General features: G+C 62.5%; 14 protein-coding genes. 10 read left to right on the top strand and 4 right to left on the bottom strand.

Features of this window, described 5'->3' with window-relative positions; all coding sequences use genetic code 11:
* Positions 1–60 precede the first annotated feature (60 nt).
* Both GV819_RS07550 and GV819_RS07545 read left to right on the top strand, forming a co-directional pair.
* Positions 61–837: a helix-turn-helix domain-containing protein gene (locus GV819_RS07550; protein ID WP_161755080.1), complete on the top strand. Its 777-nt coding sequence runs from the start codon at positions 61–63 to the stop codon at positions 835–837.
* A gap of 220 nt (positions 838–1057) precedes the next feature.
* Complete coding sequence (locus tag GV819_RS07545) at positions 1058–1549, top strand: hypothetical protein (RefSeq protein WP_161755078.1); 492 nt, start codon at positions 1058–1060, stop codon at positions 1547–1549.
* 158 nt (positions 1550–1707) lie between these two features.
* Here GV819_RS07545 and GV819_RS07540 read toward each other — a convergent pair whose 3' ends face one another.
* Both GV819_RS07540 and ccoN read right to left on the bottom strand, forming a co-directional pair.
* Positions 1708–1926, bottom strand: a complete 219-nt coding sequence (locus tag GV819_RS07540) for a cbb3-type cytochrome c oxidase subunit 3 (RefSeq protein WP_161755076.1) — start codon at positions 1924–1926, stop codon at positions 1708–1710.
* A 62-nt stretch (positions 1927–1988) separates the two neighbouring features.
* On the bottom strand, positions 1989–3416 hold the full coding sequence (gene ccoN, locus GV819_RS07535; protein WP_161755074.1) for a cytochrome-c oxidase, cbb3-type subunit I: 1428 nt from the start codon (positions 3414–3416) through the stop codon (positions 1989–1991).
* Positions 3417–3689: 273 nt separating this feature from the next.
* Between ccoN and GV819_RS07530 the strand changes: the two genes are divergently transcribed.
* The 3 genes from GV819_RS07530 to GV819_RS07520 all read left to right on the top strand — a co-directional run bounded on the left by GV819_RS07530 (position 3690) and on the right by GV819_RS07520 (position 6743).
* Entirely contained in the window at positions 3690–5363 is a 1674-nt protein-coding gene (locus GV819_RS07530) for a nitrite/sulfite reductase (RefSeq protein WP_161755072.1), read from the top strand.
* Positions 5360–5854 carry a DUF934 domain-containing protein gene (locus tag GV819_RS07525; RefSeq protein ID WP_161755070.1) on the top strand — a complete coding sequence of 165 codons (495 nt, stop codon included), beginning with the start codon at positions 5360–5362 and terminating at the stop codon, positions 5852–5854. Before GV819_RS07530 ends, GV819_RS07525 begins: the two co-directional genes overlap by 4 nt.
* A gap of 217 nt (positions 5855–6071) precedes the next feature.
* Positions 6072–6743, top strand: coding sequence for a DUF3313 domain-containing protein (locus GV819_RS07520; protein WP_161755068.1), 672 nt, complete (start codon positions 6072–6074; stop codon positions 6741–6743).
* 163 nt (positions 6744–6906) lie between these two features.
* Here the strand turns inward: GV819_RS07520 and GV819_RS07515 are convergent, their stop codons facing one another.
* Together GV819_RS07515 and GV819_RS07510 are read right to left on the bottom strand one after the other, a co-directional pair.
* Positions 6907–7884: a DUF3829 domain-containing protein gene (locus tag GV819_RS07515; RefSeq protein WP_161755066.1), complete on the bottom strand. Its 978-nt coding sequence runs from the start codon at positions 7882–7884 to the stop codon at positions 6907–6909.
* Positions 7881–9518, bottom strand: coding sequence for a J domain-containing protein (locus tag GV819_RS07510; protein WP_161755064.1), 1638 nt, complete (start codon positions 9516–9518; stop codon positions 7881–7883). Before GV819_RS07510 ends, GV819_RS07515 begins: the two co-directional genes overlap by 4 nt.
* A gap of 405 nt (positions 9519–9923) precedes the next feature.
* Between GV819_RS07510 and GV819_RS07505 the strand changes: the two genes are divergently transcribed.
* The 5 genes from GV819_RS07505 (at position 9924) to GV819_RS07485 (ending at position 16507) form a co-directional block, all read left to right on the top strand.
* Complete coding sequence (locus GV819_RS07505) at positions 9924–10367, top strand: polyketide cyclase (protein WP_161755061.1); 444 nt, start codon at positions 9924–9926, stop codon at positions 10365–10367.
* Between the two features lie 52 nt (positions 10368–10419).
* A complete protein-coding gene (locus tag GV819_RS07500) occupies positions 10420–11097 on the top strand; it encodes a type 1 glutamine amidotransferase domain-containing protein (RefSeq protein ID WP_161755059.1) in 678 nt (225 codons plus the stop codon).
* Positions 11098–11401: 304 nt separating this feature from the next.
* Entirely contained in the window at positions 11402–11902 is a 501-nt protein-coding gene (gene tpx, locus GV819_RS07495) for a thiol peroxidase (protein ID WP_161755057.1), read from the top strand.
* Positions 11903–12080: 178 nt separating this feature from the next.
* Positions 12081–13412, top strand: a complete 1332-nt coding sequence (locus tag GV819_RS07490) for an MdtA/MuxA family multidrug efflux RND transporter periplasmic adaptor subunit (RefSeq protein WP_161755055.1) — start codon at positions 12081–12083, stop codon at positions 13410–13412.
* Positions 13409–16507, top strand: a complete 3099-nt coding sequence (locus tag GV819_RS07485; RefSeq protein ID WP_161755053.1) for an MdtB/MuxB family multidrug efflux RND transporter permease subunit — start codon at positions 13409–13411, stop codon at positions 16505–16507. Before GV819_RS07490 ends, GV819_RS07485 begins: the two co-directional genes overlap by 4 nt.
* Positions 16508–16590 lie beyond the last annotated feature (83 nt).

Below are 16590 nucleotides of genomic sequence, written 5' to 3'. Positions count from 1 at the left end.
GGTGTTGAATGGCCTTCAGTCTCCCGTGGCCCGCGGTAGCGATCTATCAGGAAATTTCACATGCCCGAGGTGCTTGAACGCCGTCTGCTGGACGGTCGCCTGGTTCTGCAACTGCTGCCTGCGGCTGCTTACAGCGCCCGCGATCCGGCACAGTGGCAAACCCTGGGCGTGACCCTGGAACGCCAGCGTGGGGTGCATGCGATCGACTCCGACCGCCGCGAGGATTTTGACACCTGGCCCGGTACCCTGGCCCTGACTCCGAAGGGCGTTGAAGTGTTTTCCGAATCCGCCAGCGGCGGCGAGTACCTGTTGGCACGCTGGCAGGGCGAAGCGCCGTTGATCGCCGGCCAACAGCGCCTGCAAAGCCCGGGACATGCCCGCGCCCTGGCCTTGGGCCGTGAAGCGCGGCGCTTGCTGCTGGCGTCCGAGACCGACGAACTGGCCCTGGAGCAATGCGCCCTGGCCTTCATTGGCCTGCCCCAGCAGACCCGCGCCAGCTCAGCCGCGTCGCTGCGCCTGGGCCAGGTCCTGCAACAGATTGCCGATGAATACGCCCAACCGCTGTCCCTGGCGCAACTGGCCGTGACTTACGGTCACAACGAGCTGCGCCTGCTGCGGGACTTCAGCCGTGGGGTGGGCATGACGCCCCATGCCTGGATCAGCGAAGTTCGCCTGCAAGCGGCCCGGCGCCTGCTGGAGCAGACGGACCTGCCCCTGGCCGCGATTGCCCTGGACAGCGGTTTTGCCCATCAATCACATTTGGGCAGTGCCCTGCGTAAAACCCTCGGCCTGACCCCGCGCCAATACCGGCTGCAGTTCCACAACCGCGCAGGCTGATCACGCCACCCATGGCCGTCACAGCCGCAGTCGGTGATCGAGCGATACGCAGCCGACGATCTCACCGATGTCGCGCTCTTGCGGGTTGCTCGCAGCCTGGGGCTACGGCCACAGGTTTTGTCGGGCGTTCGCTAAACAGCTCTACGCACGCCCTGCGCATCTGCCATGATCAAGACCGGCGACCTGCTGTTCCCAAGGTCGATGCCAGGGAAAAAACGCAATGGATGACATTCAGCAACTGGGCGAGATGCTGCGGCATTACGCGGCAAGCGAAGCCCACAAGAAGCAGCTGTTCGACAGCCAGTCAGTGATCTGGAGTACGCGTATCCATGAGCTGTTCGGGCAGATCGAAGCGTGGCTGGCGCCGGTGCTGGTGCCGGACTTGCTGGCGCTGCATCGCGAGCCTTACGTGGCTTTCAGTCCCGCGGTGCCGGTGGAAAGCTCGACCTTCAAGAGCGAAAAGCTGACCATTGTGATTGCCGGGAAACCGGTGGAAATCGTGCCGGACATCATGGGCGCCAATGGGCAGATCTCCCTGGCGGTGATGGGCTTGACCGCTGCACGCCTGGGCAGTGTGTCGCTGGTGGGCGAGGCGTCTGGCGCCTGGCAGTGGCGCAAGACCAATGGCCTGAAAGACCCTGACATCTTCGTCTTCGACGGCAACTTGCTTGCTGCCCAGTTGCAGAGCCTGATCCCTCGCGACCGCGCCTGACCTGGCGCGGCACCCGCATGTTTAGGCGTTGGCTGGCCAGCGAAAGCGGTCAGCCGTCATGTGCAAGACTTGCGGGTCGATTCGCCGGCAAGCCGGCTCCTACAGCGAAGGCGGTCTGCAGAAGCCTGCAGAATCTGCAGGCCCCTTCGCCAGTTCGTTCACATATCCAGGTTGATCCACCCCGGCTTGGCTTCCTCCGGTGCCACGGCATTGACCTTCTTGCCCGTGGCCAACTCCACCCGGCGCGCTACGTCCGGGTCGTCGGCAAAGGGAATCAGGCTGGCCTCATCCAGGCTCTTGGCGCTCTGATGGCGCAGGCAGTACTCGATGCAGAGGTAGAGAAACACCACCCCCAGCAGGTTGAACAGGATATCCATCAGCAATCTCGTTCCCGGAAAAAGGAAACGCCGGCCATGGCGGCCGGCGTGGGAAGGGTGGGTCAGGCGATCTGGGCGTCGTTCAGTGCGAGCTGCTCATCGGCTACGCGCACGGTGCGCCAGGTGTTGTAGGCCATCAGCAGCATGCCGCTGAGGAAGAACACGCCGCCGGCGAAGCGCACGATAAAGCCCGGATGGCTGGCCACCAGGGCCTCGACGAAGGAGTAGGTGAGGGTTCCGTCTTCGTTGACTGCGCGCCACATCAGGCCCTGGGTGATGCCGTTGACCCACATCGAGGCGATGTAGAGCACGGTGCCAATAGTGGCCAGCCAGAAGTGCAGGTTGATCAGCGGCACGCTGTACATCTGCTCGCGGCCAAAGACCTTGGGCACCATGTGATAGATCGCGCCGAAGGTGATCATCGCCACCCAGCCAAGGGCCCCGGCGTGTACGTGGCCGATGGTCCAGTCGGTGTAGTGGGACAGGGCGTTGACGGTCTTGATCGCCATCATCGGACCTTCAAAGGTCGACATGCCGTAGAACGCCAGGGACAGCACCAGAAAGCGCAGGATCGGGTCGGTGCGCAGCTTATGCCAGGCCCCGGAGAGGGTCATCATGCCGTTGATCATGCCGCCCCAGCTGGGGGCCAGGAGGATCAGCGACATGGCCATGCCCAGCGACTGCGCCCAGTCCGGCAGCGCGGTGTAGTGCAGGTGGTGCGGGCCGGCCCAGATGTACAGGGTGATCAGTGCCCAGAAGTGCACGATCGACAGGCGATAGGAGTACACCGGGCGACCGACTTGCTTGGGCACGAAGTAATACATCATCCCGAGAAAACCGGTGGTCAGGAAAAAGCCTACGGCGTTGTGCCCGTACCACCACTGGACCATGGCGTCGGTGGCTCCGGCATACACCGGGTAGGACTTGAACCAGTCCACCGGGATCGACAGGTGGTTGACCACGTGGAGCATGGCGATCACCACGATGAAGGCCCCGAAGAACCAGTTGCCGACATAGATGTGCTTGCACTTGCGCTGCACCACGGTGGTGAAGAACACAATCGCGTAGGCAATCCAGACCACCGCCATCCACACCGCGCCGGCGAATTCGATCTCGGCGTATTCCTTGGTGGTGGTGTAGCCCAGGGGCAGGGTGATCAGCATGATCACGATCACCGACTGCCAGCCCCAGAAGGTGAAGGCGGCCAGGGTGTCGGAGTACAGCCGTACCTGGCAGGTGCGCTGTACTGCGTAGTAGCTGGCGGCGAACTGGGCACTGCCGGCGAAACCGAAGATCACCAGGCTGGTGTGCAGGGGCCGCAGGCGGCCGAAGCTGGTCCAGGGCAGGTCGAGGTTCATTTCCGGCCACACCAGTTGCGAGGCGATCCACACCCCCATGGCCATGCCGATCACGCCCCATACCACGGTTGCGACGACGAATTGGCGAACCACCTTGTAGTTGTAAGCCTGTCCGATTGTTGCTGAGTTCATGGTCAATGCTTCCACGGTTGCAAAGTCTTGCCAGGCCACCCGGTCTGGCACGGGGTGCACTGTAGGAATCAGCGAGGAAACAAAACAGGCTCAGAAAAACTGCATTAATACGGATCAGATTTATCGTTTGTCCACGGCACTTCGGTAGCTACTGATATGGTTTTTTAGTTTTTACCTGAATCTGTAACGTTCTGCGCCGCAAGCGCATAGTCGCTCCCTCACCGCACGCGCCGCTTAGAGCACGATGAGCATTGATGAGGACGAGGTAGGCACATGTATCAGTACGACGACTATGACCGGGCCCTGGTCTTTGAACGGGTGGCGCAATTTCGCGATCAGGTCGAGCGCTTCTTGGCCGGCCAGCTGAGCGAGGAAGAGTTTTTGCCCCTGCGTCTGCAGAACGGCCTGTATATGCAGAGGCATGCCTACATGCTGCGGGTGGCGATTCCCTACGGCACCCTGAGCGCCCGGCAGATGCGCACCCTGGCCAGCATCGCCCGGGATTTCGACCGCGGCTACGGGCACTTCACCACCCGCCAGAACCTGCAGTTCAACTGGATCGAGCTGGCCCAGGTGCCGGACATCCTCGAACGCCTGGCCGAGGTGGAAATGCACGCCATCCAGACCTCTGGCAACTGCGTGCGCAACATCACCACCGAAGCCTTTGCCGGGGTCGCCGCCGATGAGTGGCTGGACCCGCGTCCCCTGGCGGAGATCCTCCGCCAATGGTCGACCATCAACCCGGAATTCCTGTTCCTGCCGCGCAAGTTCAAGATCGCCATCTGCTCGGCCAAGCAGGACCGCGCGGCGATCATGATGCATGACATCGGCCTCTACCTGTACCGCGCCCACAACGGCGAAATGCTCCTGCGAGTGATCGTCGGCGGTGGCCTGGGGCGCACCCCGATCCTCGGCCTGCAGATCCGCGAAGGCCTGCCCTGGCAGCACTTGCTGTCTTATGTCGAGGCGGTGTTGCGGGTCTACAACCGCCACGGCCGGCGCGACAACAAGTACAAGGCGCGGATCAAGATCCTGGTCAAGGCCCTGGGCATCGAAGCCTTCGCCAAGGAAGTGGAGGAGGAGTGGCAGCACATCAAGGACGGCCCGGCGCAGCTCACCGATGATGAGTACCAGCGGGTCGCCAGCGCCTTTGTGCCACCCACTTACGAGCGCCTGGTGGACACCGACCTCGACTACGGCAGCCGCCTGGCCGAGCATCCGGCGTTTGCCCGCTGGGTAGCGCGCAACGTGCAGCCGCACAAGATGCCGGGTTATACCAGCGTGGTGCTGTCGACCAAGCCGGGCGGCAGCTCGCCACCGGGGGACGTCACTGGCCTGCAGATGGACGCGGTGGCCGACTGGTCCGAGCAGTTCGGCTTCGGCGAAATCCGCATCGCCCACGAACAGAACGTGGTCCTGCCGGATGTGCCCAAGTCGCAACTGTTCGAGCTTTGGCAACGGGCCAGTGAACTGGGCCTGGGGTGTGCCAACGTCGGCTTGCTGACGGACATCATCGCCTGCCCTGGTGGTGACTTCTGCGCCCTGGCCAACGCCCGGTCGATCCCGATCACCCTGGCCATCCAGCAGCGTTTCGAGGACCTGGACTACCTCCACGACCTGGGCGACTTGAGCCTGAACATCTCTGGCTGTATCAACGCCTGCGGTCATCACCATATCGGCAATATCGGCATCCTCGGGGTCGACAAGAATGGCGCCGAGTGGTTTCAGGTCACTCTCGGCGGCGCCCAGGGCCGCGACAGCACCTTGGGCAAGGTGATTGGCCCGTCCTTCAGTGCCGAGGAAATTCCCCAGGTGATCGAGCGCATCATCGGCACCTTCGTGCGCTACCGCGAGAGCGACGAGCTGTTTATCGACACCTTGCAGCGCATTGGCCTGGAGCCGTTCAAGGAGCGGGTCTATCCCAAGGCCGTGGAGCTGATGGCATGAACAACCTGTTGCGCTTGCATGAGGGTGAAGCCCAATTGGTCGAGGAAGATGCCTGGAGCCTGGTGCGTGGGGTCGACGACACGTTGCCCGATGGCCCGTTGATCCTGCCCCTGGCCCGCTGGCTGATGCGGCGCATCGAGCACCACCCGGCCCGGGATGGGGTATGGATCGGGCCGGACGATGAAGTGGAAAGCCTCAAGCCCTGGCTCAAGCTGATTCCGCTGATTGCCGTGGATTTTCCAAGTTTTCGCGATGGCCGGGGTTACAGCCAGGCGTACTTGTTGCGCACCCGCCTGGGCTGGATGGGCGAGTTGCGGGCCATTGGCGATGTACTGCGCGATCAACTGAGCCACATGCGCCAATGCGGGTTCGATAGCTTTGCCGTGCGTGAAGACAAATGCGCCATGGATGCGCTCAAGGGCCTGGCGGGCATGAGCGTGCTCTATGGCCGTTCGGTAATCGAGCCACGGCCGTTGTTCCGTCGTCGTTAGACGACGGACGCTGCGCCGCAGCATAGGTGCCGGCTGTCCGGCGAAGGGGCTCTCGCTCTTGCGCGAGCCTGGCGGCCAGTTTCTGCTGGCTCGCCAGCTCCTGCCCATTGCCGCTGTGATGGATTGCCGAAAAAACACAGTCCCTTGCGGCGACCTTTTGGCTATACCTGTATTTCCCCTGGCCAGTTTCTGGCTGCGGCACCTACAGGAGTTACCCATGAAGCTTGCTCTGACCCTCAGCACGCTGTGCCTTGCCACTCTCGGGATGGCTGGCTGCTCCAGCAATGTGACCCAGCCTGACGAATACTCCGGGTTTCTCCAGGACTACAGCCGACTCAAGGAAGCCAAGTCGCCATCCGGGATGGAGGTGATGCGCTGGATTGATCCCAAGCTCAAGCTGAGCAAGTACACCAGTGTGTACATCGAACCGACCCAGTTCTATCCGCAGCCGCATCCCACGGTGAAGATTCCGCAAAACACCTTGTCCAACATCACCCGTTATTACGACCAGGCCTTGCAGCGTGAGATGAGCAAGTCCTTGCCGCTGGCCACCGGCCCCGGCCCCGGCGTGGTGGTGGTGCGTGCGGCGATTACCGCGGTGAGCAGCAAGACCGAAGGCCTGAAGCCTTATGAAGTCATTCCGGTGGCCCTGGTGGCGGCGGCAGTCAGCACCGCCGCCGGCATACGCGACCAGGAGACCACCCTGGGAACCGAGGCGGCGTTTCTCGACGGTGGCAATAACGCGGTGATTGCCGAGGTGGTGCGCAAGGGCACTGGCAAGCCGCTGGAAAACGACACCCAGGTGATGCAGGCCAACGATGTGAAGAACGTTATCGATGGCTGGGCCTCGGACATGCGCCAGTCCTACCTGCTGCTGAAGAATAAATGACCCGACGCTGAGATCCGCACACTCGGGAATCAGGCCCTGCGGACGCTGCCTCAGGCCGCTCGGACGATAACCACCGAAGAGCCTGCGCCGTCGCCCGCGTTGCGTGGGTTCGCGGCTTTCAGCAGTGCCTGTGCTGTGCATGGACGGCGTGCGCCGACAGCCGTCAGTACTGTTTTCGCGCCAGTTTGTTGTAGCGGTAGAGCATCTGGTCGTAACCCTGGGTGATGGCGTGGTAGTCGTCGCTCAGGCGCTGTGGCGCGGCATGGTCGAGCCAGTCCCGGTGCAGCCTGTCCAAGGCGTGCAGGTACTGGTCGCTGGGTTCGGCGATCAGTTGCCAGAGATACAGGGCTTTCTGAGTGTCCTTGTCGGGCTGCTCGATGTGCAGAAAATGCTGCCTGGTGTCCTGGGCCTGGCGCAACTGCCGAGTGGTTTCGGCCAGTTGTTCCGGGGTCAGGGTCTTCTGCCGGACGCCTTCGGCAAGTAGCTCCACGGTGCTGCGGGCCTGGATCATGTAGTCCAGTAGCGCCCAGTGGACATTGCGATCCAGGCGCTGCTCCAGGCGCATCAGTTGTTCGCTTCGAGGTTCGACGTCCAGTATCTCAAGCAACTGGCGGACGCTGGTGGAGGCCTTCAGGTAGTCCCGGCGCTGGGGTTCAAGTTGGCTCAAGAACTGGTCGAGTTGCGCATCGCTCAGGGGGCGGCCATATCCCTTGCGCTGCATGTAGGCGTCCTTGGTCAGGGTGACAAAGCGTCCGAGTACCTGAAGGTATTGCTCGGTGGCACTGAGCAATGGGCTGTCGGGCGTGAGGATTTTCAGCTTGTCGGTGATGCTGCCGGGGCAGGCAAAGCGGTACACCGAGTCGATGTCCTGGCCGCCGTTGGGGCTGATGTCATAGGCGCCGGCCGCGGTGGCCCGAGGTGAGCCTGCGGCCAGGTACGCCTGATGGGCCAGGCGCAAGGGTACGTCCATCTGGTTCAGGCAGTTGATGATCGGGCTCAGGGCGTTGGCCTGGGCGGTGGCCGGGCTGTCTTGCTGGTCCAGCCAGAGGTCGAGCCGATCCAGCGGCCCGTGAGTGATTGCCAGCACGGTGAGGGTCATGCCCAGGCCCAGGCCGATGGGCAGTAGCCAATTGGCGTTCATCGGCCATCCTCCTTGCCGTACCACTGTTCGACGGTGGCTGGTACTGCGCATTCACTGGCGTCGATCGGCATCCGTGCGCACAGCCGTTCGCTCCATTGCTGCAGGCCCTGGTTGGCAGTCACGGTGCCGTAGTTGCTGGCCAGCTTGATTGCGCTCAGTGCGGCGACCAGCACCATGCAGCCCAGGCCTATCAGCAGGCGCCGTTGCCAGGGATCGGCCTGTTCCCAGGGCGCCCGGACCTTGAGCTCCCGGCGTCGGCCAATGGCAATCCCCAGCAGCACCAGCAGATAAGTTGCGCCACTGACCGCGCCACAGAAATACCCCAAGACCGCACCGAGCAGCACGGCCGGCAGCAGGTCCTGCAGGATCAGCACGTCGCACTGTCGATCGAGCCAGTGCGGCAAGCGGCTACTGAGCTGCTGGTCCCTGGCCCAGAGCCGATGGGCCAGGGGTTGCCAGAGCCACCACAGCAGCGCCGCGAACGCCGCAAAGCAGGCGCTCCAGAACAACGCTACGCCGATGATCTCCTCCAGGCTGCTGGCTTGCGGGGCATAGCGGGCGAAGGCTCCGGCCAGGCTGGCGATGATGATCCCCAGGTACATCGGCCAGGCATCGAAGGCAAATTCCCAGTCGCGCCAGAAAAACGCGGTGCCGCCGGGCATGCCGGCCGATACCTCGGGGTGGTTGGCATGCAGCCGCGAGCTGAGCTGGCGACAACTGGCCCAGTCGTCGCTGCGCAAGCGCCGGGCAAATGCCCGACGCCGACTGAAGCTGATGGGGGCCAGCAACAGGTAGGCGGCCCGTTGCTCTGCTGTGGCCAAGGGTTCAGCGGCCAGGGCCTGCTGGCGGGCGATGAACTGCGGTGCTTCATGGCGCGCCAGCAAGCGCTCCCACTCCAGGGCCGGGCAGGCGTTGTCGTCGCCTGCCTGCCAGCCTTGGCCGGCGCAGACCGCCTCGAATACTTCGGTGAGCCAGTAAGGGCTGTCCAGCAGCAACACGACCAAGCGCTGGTTGAACCACTGGCGCTGATCCAGGCTATTCAGCCAGACATGCTGCGAGCGCTGGGCATAGTGCTGCACAAAGGCTGCGCCGTCCTGTTGCTGCAGCGCTTCGAACAAGGGCTGCTCAAGCGCCTGCCGACAACCTTGCAACAGCGCTTCGAGCAGGTAGTCCGGCAGTTCCAGGCGTTGCCAGGCGCTGAGCCAGTGAAAGGTGGCGAAGGCCCAGGCCAGCAGTTGCACCGATTGCTCGGGCCGCTCCACGCAGTGGCGCAGCAAGCCCAGTTCGAACTCCAGTAGGCAGTCGGTATCGATAGCCTGCTGATGGCGCTGATCCAACTGGTCGATGCGGATGCCTTCCAGCAGTGGTGCAACTCGCTGGGCAGGGGACTGCTGAGGTTGCTGTTGCAATGCCGGCCAGTCATCAGCTGCGGTAGCCTGGGGCGGTGTCTCGAGGTCGTCCTCGGAGCTCAGCCAGTGGGCTTGATCCAGCGCTTGTTCATAAGCCTCGCGCAACTGCTGGAAGCCTTGCGGATCTTCATCCGGTCGGGTCTGTTTCAGCAACCTGGCGTAGTGACGCTTGATGGTCCGGGTATCAACGGTGGGCGGCAGGCCAAGCAGGGTCCAGCAACTCATTGGGCGGTACGACTCCATGAAAACCCGCAGCGAAATCCAGCGATGGCTGGGTGAAACTGCGCACCCTAGCGGTTTCTCGGTTAAAAGTCCCAGGCCGGTGAACGTCTTGTTCGTGGTGCAGGCACAATCTTGAAGGGTTATTGGCCGTGTCGAGGGTGGCGTTTCTGGCTGCGCAGGATATCGCACAGCAGACGGTGGTTTGCTGCTGGTTGGCGGTCACGGGGTATATGAGGGGGGGCTGGCACTGATTTGTCTTAATGTTGAATGTTACTATTTCCATGCATTTTTAGTGGTTAAGTTAATGTGATTTATTGATTAGTTAAAATCGTTATAAATCATGTATTTATAGTTATTTTATAATGTGATTTATCTGTATTTATTGGCTGGACAAGGAGGCTTTCAGGTATGCCAGTCGTTGAGCGCAGGACATTTATTGCCGGCTACAGTCCGGCTCAGGTGCTGGATTTCTGCCTTGAGGGGGCCAACTTTCCGAAGATCTTTCCCGAGCGAATCACGCCTCTCGGTGGCGTCGACATCAATGACCTGCGGATCAGCGTCGGGCGCCAGTTCAGTTTCCTGCACTGGATGTGGGGTGTCATACCGGCGAAATGGACAGTGGTTATACGTGAGGTCAGCGATTGTCATTTCGTCGACGAGATGCTCAAGGGCCCGTTGCGCGCCTTTCGTCACGAACACCGGGTCGAGGCCGCTGAAGGAGGCACCCTGTACACCGACCGGGTGACTTACAGGGCCATTGGCGGTGCACCTTTGGAGTGGCTGATGGTCAACGTCTACATGGCGCGCATTTTCGATGCCCGGCATCGCAACATGTTGCGCTTGCTGAGCTGAGAGTCGCCGTTGCATTTCTTTGTCTTCTTTTGCAGATACCAAGGAGCATGCCGTGAGCAAGAAAATTCTGGTGGTCCTGACCAGCGTGGCCAAATACCCGACCCTGAACCGCGCCACCGGTTTGTGGCTGGGGGAGGCGGTGCATTTTGTGAAGAAAGTCGAAGCCGCCGGCTTCCAGGTGGACTATGTCAGCCCCAAGGGTGGTTATGTGCCGATTGACCCCCACAGCCTGGCGATGGCCGACGAGACCGATTGGCAGTGGTATCAGGACAGCGCCTTCATGAGCCGCCTGGGGGCAACCTTGCGACCGGAGCAGGTCAAGGCCGAGGATTATCTGGCGATCTACTACGCCGGCGGCCATGGCGTAGTCTGGGATTTTCCCGACAACAGCCAGTTGCAGGCCTTGAGCCGTGACATCTATGAGCAGGGCGGTTATGTCAGTTCGGTCTGCCATGGCGCGGTGGGCCTGCTCAACATCAAGCTCAGCGATGGCTCGCTGCTGATTGCCGGCAAGCAGGTCACCGGTTTTTCCAACGAAGAGGAGAAGCTTGCCGAGTTGGACCAGTACGTGCCGTACCTGACGGAAACCGAGTTGGTCAAGCGTGGTGCCCTGTACCAGAAGGCCGCCGCACCCTGGGCGCCCTTTGCGGTAGAGGACCAGCGAGTGATCACCGGGCAGAACCCGGCATCCGGCGGCCCGGTCGCGCAGCTGCTGCTGGCGCACCTGTAGGAGCCGGCTTGCCGGCGAAGGGGCCCTTGAGTCTTGTGGCGCTCTTGCGGACGCCTTCGCTGGCAAGCCAGCTCCTACGATTGCCGATTGCCGATTGCCGATTGCCGATTGCCGATTGCCGATTACCGATCGGTGATCGGTGATCGGTGATCATTGCGCGCTCCGCCTGGGCGCTGTCGACGGGGCTTGTCGGACAATTTATCCGCCCGGCAATAGGTGCTCGCGCCGTTTCATGCTTAACTTCGGCCTCTCAACAATTTCTCATTGCTGTTCCATCATCACTGTTCAATAAAGGACTCCGTTCATGGCTCAAGTCACTCTCAAAGGCAACCCGGTACAGGTCAACGGCCAGCTGCCACAAGTGGGCTCCAAAGCCCCTGCGTTCTCCCTGGTAGGCGCCGGTCTGGCTGATGTTGCGCTGAGCAGCCTCGCCGGCAAGCGCAAGGTGCTGAACATTTTCCCAAGCGTTGATACCCCGACCTGCGCGACCTCGGTTCGCAAGTTCAACGCCCAGGCCAACGAGCTGAGCAACACCGTGGTGCTGTGCATCTCCGCCGACCTGCCGTTCGCCCAGGCACGCTTCTGCGGCGCCGAAGGCCTGGAAAACGTGCAGAACCTGTCGACCTTGCGCGGCCGCGAGTTCATCGAAAACTACGGTGTGGCGATTGCCGACGGTCCCCTGGCTGGTCTGACTGCCCGCGCCGTGGTGGTACTGGACGAAAATGACACCGTGCTGCACAGCGAGCTGGTCAAGGAAATCGCTGAAGAACCGAACTACGACGCGGCGTTGGCTGTACTCAAGTAAGCGGTTTTACAATTATTCACGGCCTGGCCCTGTCCAGGCCGTTTTTATTTGTGCTTCAGTGGCTTAGCGCTGCACGTTAAAACGTCAGTCAAAGGTAAATTGCCGGTAAAGGCGCTTTGCTAAAACAGCTTCAGTGCTTATCTTTCAGCCTTCTCAAAAGAAGACTCCCACGCGCCCAATGGTTGATCACTCCATGCAATCCTCTGCTCCCCGCAACTCCCGTCGCTGGCTGTTCGGTCTGTTTGTCCTGCTGCTGGTCGCTGGCCTGTGCTGGAAATTCTGGCCGGCCGGCAGTACCCACCAGGAGGCTGCCGGGCAGAAAGCCGCGACCGGGCATACCGGGCGCAGCGGCAGCATGCGCCCGGGTTTCGGCGGCGCCAGCGGGCCGATCCCGGTACGGGTGTCGCCGGTGACCCAGGGCGACTTCGCGGTCTACTACAAGGCCCTGGGCACGGTAACGGCGCTGAACACTATTAATGTGCGCAGCCGGGTGGCGGGGGAGTTGGTCAAGGTCAACTTCGAGGAAGGGCAAATGGTCAAGGCCGGCGACTTGCTGGCGCAGATCGACCCGCGGCCTTATCAGAATGCCTTGCTCCAGGCCGAAGGCACCTTGCTGCAGAACCAGGCCCAACTGAAGAACGCCCAAGTCGATCTTGAGCGTTATCGCGGCTTGTACGCCCAGGACAGTATCGCCAAGCAGACCCTGGACACCGCCGCGGCGCTGGTGGGCCAGTATCTGGGCACGGTCAAGACCAACCAGGCGGCGGTCAACGACGCCAAGCTCAACCTTGAATTCACCAATATCCGCGCACCAATTGCCGGGCGCCTGGGCCTGCGCCAGCTGGACGTGGGCAACCTGGTGGCCGCCAACGACACCACCGCGCTGGTGATCATCACCCAGACCCAACCCATCAGCGTGGCCTTCACCTTGCCGGAAAACAGCCTGGAGACCGTGCTCGGGCGCTACCACAGCGGGGCCAAGCTGCCGGTGCAAGCCTGGGACCGTGGTGATGTGAAGCTGCAGGCCAGTGGTGTATTGCAGAGTCTCGACAACCAGATCGACACCACCACCGGCACCCTGAAGTTCAAGGCGCGCTTCGATAACCGCGACCAGGGCCTGTTCCCCAATCAGTTCGTCAATGTGCGGCTGCTGGCCGATACCCTGAAGAACGTGGTACTGGCACCGTCGGCGGCCATCCAGTTCGGCACCAACGGAACCTTTGTCTATGCCCTCGATGGCGACAACAAGGTCAAGATCCGGCAGTTGAAAGTCGGTGACAGCAACGGCGATTCGACGGTGATCAAGGAAGGCCTGCAGGCTGGCGATCGGGTGGTGATGGAAGGCACCGACCGCCTCAAGGACGGCAGTGATGTCGAAGTGGTCAACGACAGCGCCGAGCTGCCGAGCACTCCGACCGAACACCTGCAAGGCCAGCCAGGCGGTCCGGCCAGTGCGCCGGCAGCCGATGGCAAGCCGGCTGCAGCCAAGGCGCAAAAGGTCGGCGCATGAATTTCTCGCGGCTGTTCATCCTTCGTCCGGTAGCCACCACCCTGAGCATGCTGGCCATTGTCCTGGCCGGCCTGATCGCCTACCGCCTGTTGCCGGTGTCGGCCTTGCCTCAGGTCGACTACCCGACCATCCGCGTCATGACCCTGTACCCCGGGGCCAGCCCGGACGTGATGACCAGCGCGGTCACCGCGCCGCTTGAGCGCCAGTTCGGGCAGATGCCCGGCCTGACCCAGATGGCCTCCACCAGTTCCGGTGGTGCCTCGGTGCTGACCCTGCGTTTCAGCCTCGACATCAATATGGACGTGGCCGAGCAGCAGGTGCAGGCGGCGATCAATGCCGCCAGCAACCTGCTGCCCAAGGACCTGCCGGCACCGCCGGTGTACAACAAGGTCAACCCCGCGGATACCCCGGTGCTGACCCTGGCCATCACCTCCAAGACCATGCTGCTGCCCAAGCTCAATGACTTGGTCGACACCCGCATGGCGCAGAAGATCGCCCAGATCAGCGGCGTCGGCATGGTCAGCATCGCCGGCGGCCAGCGCCAGGCGGTACGGATCAAGGTCAACCCCGAGGCCCTGGCGGCCAACGGCCTGAACCTGGCGGACGTGCGGACCCTGATCGGCGCGTCCAACGTCAACCAGCCCAAGGGTAACTTCGACGGCCCGACCCGGGTCTCGATGCTCGACGCCAACGACCAGTTGACCTCGCCCAAGGACTACGCCGAGCTGATCCTGGCCTATAAAAACGGCGCGCCGCTGCGCCTGAAGGATGTTGCCGAGATCGTCGACGGCGCCGAGAACGAACGTCTGGCGGCCTGGGCCAATGAGAACCAGGCGGTGCTGCTGAACATCCAGCGCCAGCCCGGGGCCAACGTGATCGAGGTGGTGGACCGGATCAAGGCGCTGCTGCCGAGCATCACCGACAACCTGCCGGCGGGCCTTGAAGTCACGGTGCTTACCGACCGTACCCAGACCATCCGCGCCTCGGTCACCGATGTGCAGCACGAAATGTTCATCGCCATTGCCCTGGTGGTGATGGTGACCTTCCTCTTCCTGCGTCGGGCCAGTGCCACTCTGATTCCGTCGATTGCCGTGCCGCTGTCGCTGATCGGCACCTTCGGCGTGATGTACCTGGCCGGCTTTTCGGTGAACAACCTGACCCTGATGGCGCTGACCATCGCTACCGGTTTCGTGGTGGACGATGCCATCGTCATGCTGGAGAACATCTCGCGCTTCATCGAGGAGGGTGACAGCCCGATGCAGGCGGCGCTCAAGGGCGCCAAGCAGATCGGCTTCACCCTGATCTCCCTGACCCTGTCGCTGATCGCGGTGCTGATCCCGCTGCTGTTCATGGCCGATGTGGTGGGCCGGTTGTTCCGCGAGTTCGCCATCACCCTGGCGGTGGCGATCCTGATTTCCCTGGTGGTGTCCCTGACCCTGACCCCGATGATGTGTGCTCGGCTGCTCAAGCCCGAGCCCAAGCCTGAAGAGCAGGGGCGTTTCTACCGCGCCAGTGGTGCCTGGATCGATTGGCTGATCGAAAGCTACGGGCGCAAATTGCAGTGGGTGCTCAAGCATCAGTTCCTGACCCTGATGGTGGCCATCGGTACCCTGGGCCTGACCGTGCTGCTGTACATGGCGGTGCCCAAGGGCTTCTTCCCGGTGCAGGACACTGGGGTCATCCAGGGGATTTCCGAGGCGCCACAGTCGATCTCCTTCGCTGCCATGAGCCAGCGCCAGCAGGACCTGGCGAAGATCATCCTGCAGGACCCGGCGGTAGAAAGCCTGTCGTCCTACATCGGTGTCGACGGTGACAATGCCACCCTCAACAGCGGGCGCCTGCTGATCAACCTCAAGCCCCACAGCCAGCGTGACTTGAGCGCCACCCAGGTGATTGCGCGGATCCAGCCGGAAGTCGACAAGCTGCTGGGCATCCGCCTGTTCATGCAGCCGGTGCAGGACCTGACCATCGAAGACCGGGTCAGCCGCACCCAATATCAATTCAGCCTGTCGTCACCGGATGCCGAGATGCTCAGCCTGTGGAGCGGGCGCCTGGTGGAGGCCCTGGTCCAGCGCCCGGAACTCACCGACGTGGCCAGCGACCTGCAGGACAAGGGGTTGCAGGTGTACCTGGTGATCGACCGCGACGCCGCCTCGCGGGTCGGGGTCTCGGTGTCGAACATCACCGATGCGCTGTATGACGCCTTCGGCCAGCGGCAGATCTCCACCATCTACACCCAGGCCAGCCAGTACCGCGTGGTGCTCCAGGCCCAGGCCGGCGAGCGCATCGGTCCGCAGGCCCTGGAGCAGATCCACGTCAAGACCACCGACGGCGGGCAAGTGCGCCTGTCGAGCCTGGCCCATGTCGAGGAGCGCCAGGCGCAACTGGCGATCGCCCATATCGGCCAGTTCCCGGCGGTGATGATGTCCTTCAACCTGGCGCCGGGCGTGGCCCTGGGCGAGGCGGTGAACGTCATCGAGCAGGTGCAGCAGGAGATCGGCATGCCGGTGGGGGTGCAGACCCGCTTCCAGGGCGCGGCGGAGGCCTTCCAGGCGTCGCTGTCGAGCACCTTGCTGCTGATCCTGGCGGCGGTGGTGACCATGTACATCGTGCTCGGGGTGCTCTATGAGAGCTACATCCACCCGATCACCATCCTCTCGACCCTGCCTTCGGCAGCGGTGGGGGCCTTGCTGGCGCTGATCCTCAGCGGCAATGACCTGGGCATGATCGCGATCATCGGCATTATCCTGCTGATCGGCATCGTCAAGAAGAACGCGATCATGATGATCGACTTTGCCCTCGACGCCGAACGCAACCAGGGCATGGAACCGGAGAAGGCCATCTACCAGGCGGCGCTGTTGCGTTTCCGGCCGATCCTGATGACCACCCTGGCGGCGTTGTTTGGCGCTGTGCCACTGATGCTGGCCACCGGCTCCGGTGCGGAGCTGCGCCAGCCTTTGGGCCTGGTGATGGTCGGCGGCCTGCTGGTCAGCCAAGTGTTGACGCTGTTCACCACGCCGGTGATCTACCTGTACTTCGATCGCCTGGGCCGTCGCTTCGGCAAGCGCGAAGCCGCCCAAGAGGCGCAGGTATGAGCCGCAGCGGCAAGTGGGCTGCTCAGTCCACGTCCATGTCTGGCGCGTTTTCCCCTCGCTGCGTGCAGCTTGAAGTGTGGAGC

The sequence above is a fragment of the Pseudomonas sp. Fl5BN2 genome (assembly GCF_009908205.1).
Classification (GTDB): domain Bacteria; phylum Pseudomonadota; class Gammaproteobacteria; order Pseudomonadales; family Pseudomonadaceae; genus Aquipseudomonas.
Note: the sequence above shows the minus strand (reverse complement) of the source record. Positions and strands in the feature narration are given on the sequence as shown.

Bases quoted from the DNA above. Each gene is read 5' to 3' on its own strand.
- GV819_RS07550 (WP_161755080.1), top strand. From the start codon at position 61: ATGCCCGAGGTGCTTGAACGCCGTCTGCTGGACGGTCGCCTGGTTCTG.
- GV819_RS07545 (WP_161755078.1), top strand. From the start codon at position 1,058: ATGGATGACATTCAGCAACTGGGCGAGATGCTGCGGCATTACGCGGCA.
- GV819_RS07540 (WP_161755076.1), bottom strand. From the start codon at position 1,926: ATGGATATCCTGTTCAACCTGCTGGGGGTGGTGTTTCTCTACCTCTGC.
- ccoN (WP_161755074.1), bottom strand. From the start codon at position 3,416: ATGAACTCAGCAACAATCGGACAGGCTTACAACTACAAGGTGGTTCGC.
- GV819_RS07530 (WP_161755072.1), top strand. From the start codon at position 3,690: ATGTATCAGTACGACGACTATGACCGGGCCCTGGTCTTTGAACGGGTG.
- GV819_RS07525 (WP_161755070.1), top strand. From the start codon at position 5,360: ATGAACAACCTGTTGCGCTTGCATGAGGGTGAAGCCCAATTGGTCGAG.
- GV819_RS07520 (WP_161755068.1), top strand. From the start codon at position 6,072: ATGAAGCTTGCTCTGACCCTCAGCACGCTGTGCCTTGCCACTCTCGGG.
- GV819_RS07515 (WP_161755066.1), bottom strand. From the start codon at position 7,884: ATGAACGCCAATTGGCTACTGCCCATCGGCCTGGGCCTGGGCATGACC.
- GV819_RS07510 (WP_161755064.1), bottom strand. From the start codon at position 9,518: ATGAGTTGCTGGACCCTGCTTGGCCTGCCGCCCACCGTTGATACCCGG.
- GV819_RS07505 (WP_161755061.1), top strand. From the start codon at position 9,924: ATGCCAGTCGTTGAGCGCAGGACATTTATTGCCGGCTACAGTCCGGCT.
- tpx (WP_161755057.1), top strand. From the start codon at position 11,402: ATGGCTCAAGTCACTCTCAAAGGCAACCCGGTACAGGTCAACGGCCAG.
- GV819_RS07490 (WP_161755055.1), top strand. From the start codon at position 12,081: ATGGTTGATCACTCCATGCAATCCTCTGCTCCCCGCAACTCCCGTCGC.
- GV819_RS07485 (WP_161755053.1), top strand. From the start codon at position 13,409: ATGAATTTCTCGCGGCTGTTCATCCTTCGTCCGGTAGCCACCACCCTG.